The following is a 12366-nucleotide window of genomic DNA, read 5'->3' on the forward strand; positions in this document are numbered from 1 at the left end:
CTAGCCTGCGGATATTCCCCTGCGAATCAATGGTTTGCAGGGGAATATTTACGTCATCGTTTCACTGCGCGGCGAACGCTGTACACCAGAATTGCAAGGCAACCCAGTAGCAACAGCAAACCGCCGATGAGCGGCGGCAGTGCGAGAAGCTTGACCGCACCGGCGACGACGATCACCAGTATCAACGAGAAAGCCGCAAGACTGCCGTCGTCGACAAACATGCCGATGAGTTCGGATATGGCGATACGGATAACGTTCATTGGGCTGCCTTTGCTGTGGAATTGCCAACGGAGCCGCGCAGGCTGCGGATGATGGCGAAAGACACCAGGGAAACGATTGCGAAGATGGCGATAAGCGCAAGATCCGCGCCCGGCCAGTCTGCGCCGAGGCCTTCACCGGTCCAGAAGATGCCGAAACTGGTCAACATCAGGCCGACGACGAATTTCAGCGTATTTTCGGGCACGGTCGCGAGGGGGCGATGGACCAGTAGGCCGATCAGCATGACGAGGATGAAGGCGGCCAGGGCGCCGAGGCCGGCATAGAGCGTCAGGCCATGGGCGCCGCCGACGGCGATGACGATGAAGACCACCTCGACGCCCTCCAATAGCACCGCCTTGAAGGAGGCAAGGCCGGCGAGATAGTCGGCGCGCCGGTCCTCGGACTGTTGCCGAAGCGCCGCCGTCTCCTTGGAGAAGGCGGCTTCCTCGTCGTGCAGGGCTATGACGCCGAGCGAGCGCAGAATGGCTTTGCGCAGCCAGCGCATGCCGAAAAGGATCAGGAGAACGCCGACGACGAATTGCAGCACGGTGATCGGCACCAGCGCCAGCAGCGGTCCGAAGATCAGAACGAGGGCGGCAAGTACGGCGAGCGCCAGGGCGGCGCCCGTCAGCGCCGGACGCCAGCTTCGCGTGACCCCGACGGCGAGGACGATGGTGAAAGCTTCCACGACTTCGACGAAGGAGCCGAGGAAGGACGCCGTTATGGTGGAGATGATGGGTGTGAGACTGTTCATGCAATGAATCCCGAGTAGAGGATAGGTTTTTGATTTTGCATGATCTTATCCGAAAGCCGCTCATGCTTCTCGGATAAGATCATGCTCCAGAGTGCCGTACGTTCATTGAACACACAAAAATCACTCTAGCCTTTGGAATCTAGAGCATCTTTTCCGCTTTCAGTTGATTCCACCTGAAAGCGGGATGGTTTAGAGCGGGATGCCGAAAAGTGTGCGCGGTTTTCGGGCGACATCCCGCTCTAACTTTTTTGATTAGAGACGGATTCAGATTTCAGGTCGATTCGACCTGAAATCATCCGGCTCTAGGCGGCAAGTACCACGCAGCGTTCGGGCGGCAAGGAGAAGACCAGCGGCGTGCCGGTCGGCATGGCTTGCGGCCAGTCGAGCCGGATGCGATGCGGCCCGAGATCGATCATCAAGCGCCAGCAGCGCCCCTGGAAAGCGCTGGACTGGACAATACCTTGAAGCCGGTTGTAGGGATAGGCATCGGATGGCCGCGCATCTTCCGGCCGAACGACCAGGAGGGCGCTGCCGCTTTGGGCACCTGCCGTATGCAGTGCTTCGATCGGAGCATTCTCGATCTTGAAACGACCGTCGCGCGCCTCTCCCGGAACGATCGAGAAGCCGCCGATAAAGCTGGCAACGAAAGCGTCGGCGGGGGCCTCATAGATCGCCTGCGGCGTGTCGAACTGCGCGATGACGCCGGAGCGCATGACGGCGATGCGATCGGAGACGGCCATGGCCTCGGCCTGGTCGTGGGTGACATAGATCACCGTGGTGGCCTCGCGGCGCACCAGCTCCATCATCTCGACCCGCATGTCCTCGCGCAGCGCGGCATCGAGGTTGCTGAGCGGCTCGTCGAACAGCATCAGCGCCGGCCGGGCGGCAAGGCAACGGGCGATGGCCACGCGCTGCTGCTGGCCGCCGGACAGTTCCGCCGGATAGCGGTTGCGATAGGCAGCGAGGCGTGTGACCTCCAGGGCGTGATCCAGCCGCCCAGCGACTTCGGTTTCGGACAGGCGTTGTGATTGCAGCCCGAAGGACAGGTTCTGGGCTACGGTCATATGCGGCCAGAGCGCATAGTCCTGAAACACCATGCCGACACGGCGCTTTTCCGGCGGCACGACAGATTGCCGGCTCCAGACGACGGTATCGTCGAACTTGACGATGCCGCTGTCGGGATTGATCAGCCCGGCAATGATGCGCAGTAGCGTCGTTTTTCCCGATCCACTGGCGCCGAGCAACGATACGACTTCGCCGGCGGCGATTTTCAGATCGAGATTGTTGAGCACGGGACGATCGCCGAGTGATTTGCAGATACCAGTGCAGTCCAGCGACGCGGTCATTTTACATTGTCTCCTCTGGTAATGCTGCTGCGATTCGGCATGAAGCGCCGCACGAGCATCCACGCTATAGCTGCGCCGCCACCGGCAACCGTCATCGCCAACAAAGCTATGGCGCAGGCGAGGCCGTCTTGATCATGGCTGAACAGTCTCAGGATCAGAGTTGGGGCAGCCGGGCCGCTGAGCGGAATAAGCATCTGTGACATCGGCAGCTCGAAAACGGTGCGGATGAAAGTCAGGAGGAAGGCTGTCACAACGCTCAGGAAGACTAGCGGCAAGGTGATGGCAAGCAGTCGGCGTATTGCGCCGGCGCCTTGCAGCCGCGCTGCGTCTGTGAGGCTTGGTGCCAGCTGGCCGATGGCCGAAAGGATGACGACGAGACAATAGGGCAAGGCGGCTGCGACATAGCCGGTGACCAATAGCGAGCCGTCGCCATAATGCGGGAACGGCCAGTCGCGAAAACCGGGCAGGCGGTTCCAGACGAGAATATAGCCGAAGCCGAGCACGATGCCGGGAATGGCCACCGCGCCGAGCGATAGGCCGACGGCGATCGTGCGCATGAGCGAATTGGAGCGGTCGAGCCTAGCTGAAAGGAGCAGGGCGATGCCGCTGGCGATGATCGCCGTCAAGCCGGCGTAACCGAGGCTGCGCAGGAGACCCTGGTTTGCCGATGTGCCGAGGCTCAAGGCCGTCTGGACGTTGATCAGCGTGAAGTTGCTCCAGTCCAGGCCCTGGCCGAGGGTCTGGCTCAATGCCCGTATGGCGACCGCGATCAGTGGCAGGATCAGCGCAAGGAAGACGACGGCGAGCGCTGCGATGGTGGTGGGCCAGCGCCAGAGACCAAGCTCATACCGGTTAGCAGGCCGCGCTCTTCCGGAGATCAGACGGGGATCGGCCCGACGGCGAAGCATCCGGTCGGCCAGCACCACAAGCAGAACCAAAGCAAGCAGGATCAGCGCCTGGGCGCCTGCCGAAGCAAAGTCGACGGGATAATCGCTGGTCGCGGAATAGATGCCGTAGGTCAGCACGCCGAAGTTCGAGGTTCGGGCAATGGTTGAGGCAAGGCCGAAATCCGACAGCACCTCCGCAAAGGTGGCGATGATGCTGAGGGCGATGGCCGGCGCGAGCAGCGGGCCGTTGATCCGCAGCCAAATCCTCAATGGAGACGAGCCGTAGAGCCGCGCCGCATCCTCGAGCTCGCTGCCGAGCCCGGCAAGCGCGCTGGCGATGATGAAGCTTGCCAAGGGGAAAAGGCCGAGCGTGTGGACGAAGACCAGGCCTTCCAGCCCAAAGAAAGCCTCGCTCCACGCCTGGGGCAGAATGCCGAGCTGCGCCAGATAGCCGCCGGAGGACATCAACAGCACCCAGGCCAGCGCCTTGAGATAGGAGGGCGTCAGGAACACCAGCCAGGGCGCGACGGCAATGAAGCCGCGCAGGGGCACATTGCATCGCTGCACGAGGACCGCGAAGGCGCCGCCAAGGGCGGTAGTCGTCACGGCAACAGTTGCGGCCAGCTCCAATGAATTCAGGATCGACTGAAGAATGCGCGGCGAGGAGAAGGCATGCGCCAGCGGCTCCAGACTGAAAGCGGTGCTGCCGGCCTGAACGTCGAACAGCCGCGGCATTACGGCCTGGATCAACACAAGTGCCAGGGGTAACCCGATCAACAGGAAGAACACGGCATAAATGGCAAATGGCCCGCCGAAGCGGCCAAGGAGAGGCAGCAATCCATTCGGCGACAAGCGTCTACTGCTGGAGCCGCGGGCAAATGCCGCGGCTCCTTCATGATGCAGAACGGTCATCGTGAGCTCCGTTCGATCATGGGACGAAATGATCCTTATACCACTGCTTCCATTCGGTCTCATGCGCGGAAGCGACCTTGTCGTCGAGGTGTACGAAGGCGACTTCCGTCTGGCGGCCTGGCTTTGCCTTGACGCCTGCAATGATGGGCATGAAGAAGAAGTCGGTATCGTCGCCATCCTGCATGACGGCCTGGCCTTCAGCGCTCGTCACGAAATCGATGAACTTGCGGGCGGCATCCATATGCGTCGTCTTGGCGCTGATGCCGAGGCCCTGCGGCAAGGCAATCGAACCCTCAGCCGGGTAGACGGCGATCACCGGTTCGCCACTGGCGATCTTGGCGAAAATGGCACTGTCCTGGTTGATGCCGACAGAGGCATTGCCGGTCAGCACCGCGGTATTGACCTTGCCGCCGCTGGAAAGGCCCGAGAGCGACTTCGTGGTCAGCACCTTGCCGAGCAGATCCTTGCCGGCGTCGGTGCCGTTCGTCTGGAAGAATCCTGCGAGCCACTGGTAGGCCGGACCTGAGAGGTTCGGGTCCTTGGCGGCGACTTTGCCAGCAAATTGTGCGAGATCGGCCCAGGATTTCGGCGTCTTGTCGGCAGCCACTTTCTTGGTGTTCACTTCCAAGGCCGTCGTGCTCGCGCCCGTCGGCAGGAAGGCATGGTTTGCCGGGATCAGCGACTTGCCGAAATCGGTGAAGGCGGCCTTGTCATAGATATCGCCCGGGATCGGCTGCAGGACGTGATCCGCAGCCATGCGTTCCATCACGGCCGAGCCGTCCAGCCATACGATATCGAATTGCGGGTTGTTGCCTTCGGCGGCGATCTTGCCAAGCACTTCGCCGGTGCTGCCGGGCTCGACGACATCGACCTTGAGGCCGGTCTTGGCTTCGAATGCCTTGGCAACCTTGCCGCTGAAGTCGAGTGCGTCGTAAAGCACCAGGTCTGCGGAAAAGGCCGGGGCGGCCACTGACATAACCGCTACGCTCAGCGCAAGTCCAGCTATAGTCTTAGTAAGCATTTCTTTCTCCCACATCGGTTAGAGAGGATACAATTACTGCAATTCTATACTAGAATTCTTCTTTGAAATATTTATGTATGTGGATGATTTTCTTGTTATTTCTTTTTCTTTGTGCCGCGCTTTTTCCATGCCTTGTCGATAGACCCGCGCAGGACGCTGAGCTGGTCGAGGCTGTCGAACGCTGCTTCCTGGCAACGACCCGCCAGGCCGACAATCATGGCTTCGATCAGCACCATGGTGCCGCCATGCATCGCGAGATGATCGGCCTTGCCGCGTGGAATAGGGATGATTTCCGCCACCTTGTCGGCGACCAGCGGGCCGAGATTGTCGCTGATGAGGATCACCGGCACGTCATGCCGGGCGGCCTGGTCGAGCACGACCTCCACCTCGCGGTAAAGCGGCGCATAGGCCATCATCAGAACGGAATCGCCCTTGCCGAGCCAGAGAAGGCGGTCCGCCAAGCCAACGCCCGACGCAGAGAGCGCGCTGGTGGGCAGGCCGATGCGATTGAATTGCAGGCTGGCATAATCTGCCATTGCGCCGGATGGGCCGATGCCGAAGATGTGACGCTTCGTTGCACCTGCCAGAATGTCGATGGCGCGCTCAAAGCTTGCGGCAATCTCCGGACGCCGCAGGACGTCCAGCACGCTCTGGTGGATGCCGATGACGTGGTGGAGGGCGCCGGCCGCATCGCCGCCTGTTTCCGCGAGCGTTCTTTCCAGGCGATTGCCCGGCGACGACGTCCCGGTCAGTTCCGAGAGCATGGCCGCCCGAAGCGCCGACAGGCTTTCGAAGCCGAGCGTGCGTGCGGTGCGCACAACGGTCGCATCGCTGGCGCCGGCAAGCTGGGCGATCTGCGCGGCTGAACTCAGCAGCACCATCTGCTTCTGATCGACAAAGAAACGGGCTACGCGTTGTTCAGCAGGCGCAAGGTCCTCAAGCACGGCGAGAATCTGAGCGTCGAATGTCGCCTGCGGCTGAGTGCCCGTTGTCATGGTGGCTGCTGATCCGTCCGTAGTAAATGCTACCAATAGCGGTATAGGTAACGTTTGTTACATGCACATGACAGAGAGGAGACGGCGACGATATTGCTCGCCACAGAGGCGGCCTCGCCAAATCGAGAAAATTATCGGCAAACCTTGTTCACGTGCCGTTTAGCCGTTACCGTAATATTCCATCGAATATAACGATTGAGGGCCACATGTCGCTTTTGGCTGACTATAACCGCCACCGTCAGGCGCAGGGGCTTGGTCGAATTGCTGTCAACGAATTGACCCTGCCGTCAACGAAGGGTGGGCCGTCCTACGGTGATCCCAAGCGGGAGCAGCGCCGGAAGACGTGGGAGATTTCGCCGACTTTTCACTGCTCAATCATCGGCACGTGTCTGACGGCGGCCGAACTCCGGCAATTTCTGGTCAAATTGGGCGAGCCCGATGCCAGGACGGCAAGCGATCACGCATTGCATAGTCGCGGCGTACGGGCGGCGGGCGAGCGTGGCGTGGCCGGAAAGCTGCTCAACAAGGCGCTTGACCGCCGTCACGAGACCATGATCAAACGGTTTTCAAAACTTTCGACGGCTGACGAACTTCGCGCGCTCTGGAACGAATGCCTGGAGCAGGGCGAGATATCCGGCGCCTATTGGGCTGTAGTGAGCCATCCCGCCACTGATCGGCCCCTCACACAGGACGTGTTTGGCGAGGTGCATATGCTGTCGCATCTGGTCGGCAGTTCCAGCCGGCTGGATGTTGCTCGCCTGAGGGCGCTGCAAATCGAGGTCGATGAGAAGAAGGAAAAGATCGTCCGCCAGGAGGGGCGACTTCACGCGGCAGCGCGAGAGCAGGCGCGCTTGCAGCAGCGGATCGATGAACTGGAGGAAAGCCTGGTCCGGATACAGGCCGCAAGGCTTGCGGAGGGTGGCATCTGCGAGCACCGTCCCGAGCAGATCGCCGTTCTGCACCGGCTGGAGGCCGAGAGGGTGCGGGCGGACGTGCTTGCCGCTCGTCTCATTCAGGCTGAAGAGCGGGTGAAAGACCTGGAAAGGCGGACTGCAGCGCTCGCCGAGTGCAATACGGCCCTGCAGAGCGAGGCAGACAGTCTGGAGGTCGCTTTTGCAGCAAACGAGATCGGTGGGGCAAGCGATTATGCGCCGGAGGCGGCGGCCGCATCGCTCCTCTACGTCGGCGGCCGTCGCAATTTGTTCGAGCGGCTGCGGTTACTGGCGTCGAAACGTGGCATCGAACTCTTAATTCACGATGGTGGTATCGAGGACAATAACTCGCTTCTGCCCGGTCTGGTCGGCCAAGCCGTCGCCACGGTCTTTCCCGTCGATTGCATCAGCCATGCCGCCGCCGGCATGGTGAAGCGCCTGTGCCGGGAAAGAGGAAAACCGTTCGTACCGCTGCGGTCGGCGAGCCTTGCGAGCTTTATTGCAGCAATCGCGGCACCTGCTTTTTCCACCGACTCCTAGAGCGGCGCGGAAAGCCGATACGCCTTCACGTTTCAGTGCTTCACGCACCGATATGTAACAAAATCCGCGTCCGTGCCGTATTATCTGCGAGACAGGCGATCGTCCCCTTTATGGGAGGTTCCGAGTATGTTGAACAGACGACTATTCCTCGTTGCGGCTGGCCTTGGCGCGGTCGCGACCCGACTTGGTTTCGGAACAGGCCCCGCCGTTGCGGCTCAGAAATTTGCTGTCACCCATACCGACGAAGAATGGCGCAAGCTGTTGACGTCGGATCAGTATGACGTTCTTCGCGAGGAGGGGACGGAATATCCGTTTTCCAGCCCACTGCTGCACGAAGAGCGCAAGGGCAATTTCGCCTGTGCCGGCTGCCAGCAGGATGTCTTCTCCTCGAGCACGAAGTTCGACAGCGGCACCGGCTGGCCGAGCTTCTGGGCGCCAATCGCCGGCGCGGTCGCTACGACAGAGGACCATTCCTTCGGCATCATGCGCACGGCGGTCCATTGCAGCCGCTGCGGCTGCCATCTCGGCCATCTCTTTGCCGACGGGCCAAAGCCGACGGGCCTGCGCTATTGTATCAACGGCATCGCCATGACATTCCACCCGGTTTCGGCCTGAGCAGCCTTCGGCTAAAAGGGTTAGGTCTCAGGCGTTGCCGATCTCCGCCCGTACCGCGGGGATGACTTTCTGGCCGTAAAGTTCGATGCAGCGCATCAGCTTCCGGTGACTGAGCGTGCCGGCGCTGTATTTCAACTGGAAGCGGCTGACGCCGAGCGTCTTGATGACCGGCGCCAGCTTTGCCGCGACCGTTTCGGGCGAGCCGACATAAAGCGAGCCGTGTTCGATCTCGCTTTCGAACTCTTCGCGCGTCATCGCTGGCCAGCCGCGCTCGCGGCCGATGCGGTCACGCATTGCCTTGTAGCTCGGCCACAATTCGTCGCGGGCCTGATCGTCGGTGTCGGCAATATAGCCCGGCGAATGGATGCCGATCGGCTGAACAGTTCCGCCCAATTGCTCGAACGCCCTGTGATAGAGATCGATATAAGGCTGGAAGCGATAGGGGCTGCCCCCGATAATCGCCAGCATCAGCGGCAAGTTATATTGCGCGGCGCGGACGACCGAAGCCGGACTTCCGCCGACGCCGATCCATGTTTTCAGGTGGCCCTTTTCGATCGTCGGGAAGACTCGCTGATTGCTGAGCGGCGGGCGGATCGTTCCCTTCCATGTGACTGGTTCATTCGAAAGCAGGGCCGCGAAAAGGTCGAGCTTTTCCTCGAACAGCTTTTCATATTGGGAGAGCTCGAAACCGAACAGCGGGAAGGATTCGGTGAACGAACCGCGGCCGAGGATTACTTCGGCGCGCCCGCTCGACGCGGCGTCCAGGCTGGAAAAGCGCTGGAAGACCCGGATCGGATCATCGGAACTGAGAACGGTGACGGCCGACCCAAGATGGATGCGCGATGTACGGCCGGCAATCGCCGCCAGCACTGTCTCCGGAGAGGAGACGGCGAAGTCCTGGCGATGATGTTCGCCGATCCCGAAGAAATCGATCCCGAGCTGGTCCGCGAGCACGCCTTCTTCGATGACGTTGCGGATGACCTGTGCGTGGGATTCCGGTTTTCCGCTCTCGTCGTGGGTGACGTCGCCGAAAGTATCGAGCCCGAATTCGACAATATTTGCCGTCATGATTGTTTCCGTCGCTTATAGCAATTGTGTTTGGAAGGGATTTACCTGCGTTCCCCCGCAGGAACTACCCGCAAAGTTTCGGAGGATCCGTTCGAAGAATTCGATATGGCCGTGGTGGCAGTATAGACGGCGGCGTCTTGCCTATGAATTCGCCGGATACGTTGCGTTTGGCGAAGCCGCCGTCGATAGTGTGCGCGGTGTTCGATTGCTGTGCAACGAGGAGGAAGCGCATGCCGGAGCTGAAAAAAGTCAATCTCACAAAGGCCTTTGCGGGTCTCAGCGAGACCTGGAGCCCGCGGATCGGTGGCGATATTAACGACTTTCAGATCAAACTCGTCAAACTTGAAGGCGCATTTCATTGGCATCATCACGACGAGGAGGATGAGCTGTTCCTCGTTGTCAAAGGCACGCTTCGCATGAAGCTGCGCGAAGAGAACGGCGGCGATATCGTCCTCGGCCCCGGCGAATACATCATCGTGCGGCACGGCGTCGAACATTGTCCGACCGCGGAGCCGACATGCGAGGTCTTGCTATTTGAGAGGAATACGACGCTGAACACCGGCAATGTGGAGAACGAGCGCACCATACGTCAGCCGGCCCGGCTTTGAACGGTGCGCGGCGAATTGCGATCTCGGCTTAGGAAGATCGCAATTCGGATTTGAGACTGGCCGCCATCAATTCAACTGCGCCAGCTTATTTGGCGGGCGGCGGCAATCGGCAAACACATCCAGGCTGGGATCGTAGACCTTCGTCGCCACATCCATTAGGCCGAGGACGCTGTGGAAGATATTGTCGTGCGAATAGGTGCCGTCAGCGGCGCGTTTTGCAAGGCAGGTCATATCGTAACCGCTGGCCTTCGCCAGATCGTCGGCCAGCCAGACTAGGAACGGCACATGAGTCTGTTGCGAAGGGGCGATGATATAGGGCGTGCCGTGCAGGTAGATCCCGTTCTCGCCAAGCGACTCGCCGTGATCCGAGAAGTACATGACTGCGCCGGACAGCGAGCTTGAGCGCTGCTTCAATTTGTCGATCACCGTCGAAACGATATGGTCCGTGTAGAGGATGGTATTGTCGTAGGCGTTGGTGATCTCTTCCGGCGTGCAGCTGCCGAAATCATTGGCGCGGCAGTCGGGCGTGAAGCGGCGGAATTCGTCGGGATAGCGCTGATAGTAAGCCGGGCCGTGACTGCCGAGTTGATGCAGCACCAGGACGCTGTCGCCTTTGACGTTGTCCAGCCAGTTGTCGACCTTGTCCACCAGGATCGCATCCAGGCATTCGCCATCCTTGCAGAAGCGAGGATCGGCCGATGTCGGCAGGTAGGTGTAGGAAACGCGGTCGGTGACGTGATAGCTGCCAGTATCGTTGTCGAGCCAGGTCACGTCGACCTTGGCGTGGGTCAACACGTCCAGCAGGTTCTGTGTCTCAAGGCCCTTCAGATGGGTATATTGCGCCCGCGTATAAACGGAGAACAGGCAAGGAATCGAGGTTGCCGTCGCTGTTCCGCAACTGTTAGTGTTGGGGAAATAAACAACATTCTGTTTTGCCAACTCGGGATTGGTTATCTTGCCATAACCGCCGAGCGAAAAGTCCTGGGCACGAGCGGTTTCGCCGGCGACGATAATCGTCACGCGCGGCTTGCCGTTGTCGGCCGCGCCGACTCTGTGGGCATCCGTGCCGAGAGGCTGTGCGACGATGCTTGAATCCTTTCGTGAGTCGATGGCGTAACGGACGGCGCTGGTGATCGGCACAACCGGGTTCAGCGTATCCACCAGGTCGCGGTGCACGCGACCGATGCCGGCAAACGTCTTGTAGAAGCTGGTGCCCGCGACCACGAAGATGGCGACGCAAGAGAGGACAACAGCGGTATTATAGGCAAGCTTCTTGAGGATGGGGCGATGGACGATGCGCACCCAAGCAATCACCAGAGAGGGCAAAATACCCGTCAGCAGCACGTGCGTCGCAAAGCGCAGCGTGATCAGGTGGCCGGCCTCGGCGCCCGTCGATACTGCCGCATTGCGGATCATCTCCTTGTCGATGATGACCCCGAACTGATCGTTGAACCACGAAGACACCGACGCCACCAAGACGAAGAAGATCAGCGCCGGCTTCGTGACGTATTTGGCGGAGAAAAGCGTCAGGAGCGCCATGACCGCGACAGAGATACCGATGACGAAGGCGGCGAAGGCGGTCTGTTCCGCGATAAAATAGCCGTACGCCTTGGTCCAAAACGTCTGATTTGTCACAAGAAGTATATAAAGAGTGGTTATGAGGCAAAGAGTAACACTGCCGATTGCTGGCCGGACACCCTGTCGGCCAGGCTGAATACTATTTTCGTTCAAAGATTTTCTCCAAAGCGTTCCTGCAAGGCGGGTCGGAGAACCCGTAAACCGCAGCATGTGCTGGACGCGGCTTTAACTATTTGAGCGCGGGACCGTGCCCGCCGTTCCTGACATTTACCTGAATGGCGCTCCCTTTTGCACTGCTGTTTGGCGATTGTTTGGCAGCCAATTTCCGTTATCTGCGCTTTTCGTCGTGCAGCCACACGGATTTCAGGTCGCCGTCAGAAATCCCGCTCATACCTTCACTCACAAAATAAGGGAGGACTCGTGCGGGTTTTGCTGGTCGAAGACAATGCCACTATCGGCAACGCGGTGCAGGATCATTTGCTTGCCGAAGGCTGGGCGGTCGAGTGGTCGATGGACCTTCGGTCCGCAACGGCGGCGGTTGTCGCCGGAGCTTACAGCGTGGTTCTTCTGGATCTTCGCCTGCCGGATGGAAGTGGCATGGACCTGCTCAAACAAATGATGGCAAGGGGCGATTCTACGCCAGTCATCATCATGTCCGCCTATGATCAACTATCGGATCAAATGGCCGGGATGGACATCGGCGCGACCGATTATCTTATAAAGCCGTTCGGGCTTGGCGAACTCACGGCCCGTATCCGCAAGGCAATCACGTCTTCAAGCGCCGGAAAATCGAGGCAGCACCGGGCGAATCGTCTTCCTCAAACTGGTTGATCGACACAGCAGTAAGGCTGC

Annotated in this window: 12 protein-coding genes; 4 read left to right on the top strand and 8 right to left on the bottom strand. The window is 60.0% G+C overall.

All coding sequences use genetic code 11. From position 1 onward, the window contains the following. Nucleotides 1–53 precede the first annotated feature (53 nt). The 6 genes from PY649_RS15785 to PY649_RS15810 form a co-directional block, all read right to left on the bottom strand. Nucleotides 54–260, bottom strand: coding sequence for a hypothetical protein (locus tag PY649_RS15785; protein ID WP_285869480.1), 207 nt, complete (start codon nucleotides 258–260; stop codon nucleotides 54–56). Continuing rightward, the gene (locus PY649_RS15790) at nucleotides 257–1012 is read right to left on the bottom strand and encodes a COG4280 domain-containing protein (RefSeq protein WP_285869481.1); all 756 of its coding nucleotides are present in this window, start codon (nucleotides 1010–1012) and stop codon (nucleotides 257–259) included. Before PY649_RS15790 ends, PY649_RS15785 begins: the two co-directional genes overlap by 4 nt. Before the next feature lie 302 nt (nucleotides 1013–1314). Next, nucleotides 1315–2358 carry an ABC transporter ATP-binding protein gene (locus tag PY649_RS15795; protein WP_285869482.1) on the bottom strand — a complete coding sequence of 348 codons (1044 nt, stop codon included), beginning with the start codon at nucleotides 2356–2358 and terminating at the stop codon, nucleotides 1315–1317. Further along, nucleotides 2355–4157, bottom strand: a complete 1803-nt coding sequence (locus tag PY649_RS15800; RefSeq protein WP_285869484.1) for an ABC transporter permease — start codon at nucleotides 4155–4157, stop codon at nucleotides 2355–2357. The genes PY649_RS15795 and PY649_RS15800 overlap by 4 nt, the downstream gene beginning before the upstream one ends. Before the next feature lie 16 nt (nucleotides 4158–4173). Then, nucleotides 4174–5178, bottom strand: coding sequence for an ABC transporter substrate-binding protein (locus tag PY649_RS15805; protein ID WP_285869486.1), 1005 nt, complete (start codon nucleotides 5176–5178; stop codon nucleotides 4174–4176). A 95-nt stretch (nucleotides 5179–5273) separates the two neighbouring features. Then, nucleotides 5274–6173, bottom strand: a complete 900-nt coding sequence (locus PY649_RS15810; RefSeq protein ID WP_285869487.1) for a MurR/RpiR family transcriptional regulator — start codon at nucleotides 6171–6173, stop codon at nucleotides 5274–5276. Nucleotides 6174–6379: 206 nt separating this feature from the next. Between PY649_RS15810 and PY649_RS15815 the strand changes: the two genes are divergently transcribed. Together PY649_RS15815 and msrB are read left to right on the top strand one after the other, a co-directional pair. Further along, nucleotides 6380–7645 carry a DUF2325 domain-containing protein gene (locus PY649_RS15815; RefSeq protein WP_285869488.1) on the top strand — a complete coding sequence of 422 codons (1266 nt, stop codon included), beginning with the start codon at nucleotides 6380–6382 and terminating at the stop codon, nucleotides 7643–7645. A gap of 126 nt (nucleotides 7646–7771) precedes the next feature. Next, complete coding sequence (gene msrB, locus PY649_RS15820; RefSeq protein WP_285869489.1) at nucleotides 7772–8260, top strand: peptide-methionine (R)-S-oxide reductase MsrB; 489 nt, start codon at nucleotides 7772–7774, stop codon at nucleotides 8258–8260. A 27-nt stretch (nucleotides 8261–8287) separates the two neighbouring features. On the opposite strand, the gene PY649_RS15825 is transcribed toward msrB, so the two are convergent. Continuing rightward, a complete protein-coding gene (locus PY649_RS15825) occupies nucleotides 8288–9328 on the bottom strand; it encodes an LLM class flavin-dependent oxidoreductase (RefSeq protein WP_285869490.1) in 1041 nt (346 codons plus the stop codon). A 230-nt stretch (nucleotides 9329–9558) separates the two neighbouring features. Here PY649_RS15825 and PY649_RS15830 point away from each other — a divergent pair, with 230 nt between their 5' ends. Beyond that, entirely contained in the window at nucleotides 9559–9936 is a 378-nt protein-coding gene (locus PY649_RS15830; RefSeq protein WP_285869491.1) for a cupin domain-containing protein, read from the top strand. Nucleotides 9937–10002: 66 nt separating this feature from the next. Here PY649_RS15830 and PY649_RS15835 read toward each other — a convergent pair whose 3' ends face one another. Beyond that, entirely contained in the window at nucleotides 10003–11724 is a 1722-nt protein-coding gene (locus PY649_RS15835) for a phosphoethanolamine transferase (protein WP_285869492.1), read from the bottom strand. 210 nt (nucleotides 11725–11934) lie between these two features. On the opposite strand from PY649_RS15835, the gene PY649_RS15840 reads away from it, so the two are divergent. After that, on the top strand, nucleotides 11935–12345 hold the full coding sequence (locus PY649_RS15840) for a response regulator (protein ID WP_285869493.1): 411 nt from the start codon (nucleotides 11935–11937) through the stop codon (nucleotides 12343–12345). Nucleotides 12346–12366 lie beyond the last annotated feature (21 nt).

Source organism: Rhizobium mayense (genome assembly GCF_030272705.1).
Lineage (GTDB): Bacteria > Pseudomonadota > Alphaproteobacteria > Rhizobiales > Rhizobiaceae > Rhizobium > Rhizobium mayense.

Excerpts from the sequence above, each read along its gene's own strand:
- PY649_RS15835 (WP_285869492.1), bottom strand. The coding sequence starts at position 11,724 with ATGCTGCGGTTTACGGGTTCTCCGACCCGCCTTGCAGGAACGCTTTGG.
- PY649_RS15785 (WP_285869480.1), bottom strand. The coding sequence starts at position 260 with ATGAACGTTATCCGTATCGCCATATCCGAACTCATCGGCATGTTTGTC.
- PY649_RS15795 (WP_285869482.1), bottom strand. The coding sequence starts at position 2,358 with ATGACCGCGTCGCTGGACTGCACTGGTATCTGCAAATCACTCGGCGAT.
- PY649_RS15815 (WP_285869488.1), top strand. The coding sequence starts at position 6,380 with ATGTCGCTTTTGGCTGACTATAACCGCCACCGTCAGGCGCAGGGGCTT.
- PY649_RS15805 (WP_285869486.1), bottom strand. The coding sequence starts at position 5,178 with ATGCTTACTAAGACTATAGCTGGACTTGCGCTGAGCGTAGCGGTTATG.
- PY649_RS15800 (WP_285869484.1), bottom strand. The coding sequence starts at position 4,157 with ATGACCGTTCTGCATCATGAAGGAGCCGCGGCATTTGCCCGCGGCTCC.
- PY649_RS15825 (WP_285869490.1), bottom strand. The coding sequence starts at position 9,328 with ATGACGGCAAATATTGTCGAATTCGGGCTCGATACTTTCGGCGACGTC.
- PY649_RS15830 (WP_285869491.1), top strand. The coding sequence starts at position 9,559 with ATGCCGGAGCTGAAAAAAGTCAATCTCACAAAGGCCTTTGCGGGTCTC.
- PY649_RS15790 (WP_285869481.1), bottom strand. The coding sequence starts at position 1,012 with ATGAACAGTCTCACACCCATCATCTCCACCATAACGGCGTCCTTCCTC.
- msrB (WP_285869489.1), top strand. The coding sequence starts at position 7,772 with ATGTTGAACAGACGACTATTCCTCGTTGCGGCTGGCCTTGGCGCGGTC.
- PY649_RS15810 (WP_285869487.1), bottom strand. The coding sequence starts at position 6,173 with ATGACAACGGGCACTCAGCCGCAGGCGACATTCGACGCTCAGATTCTC.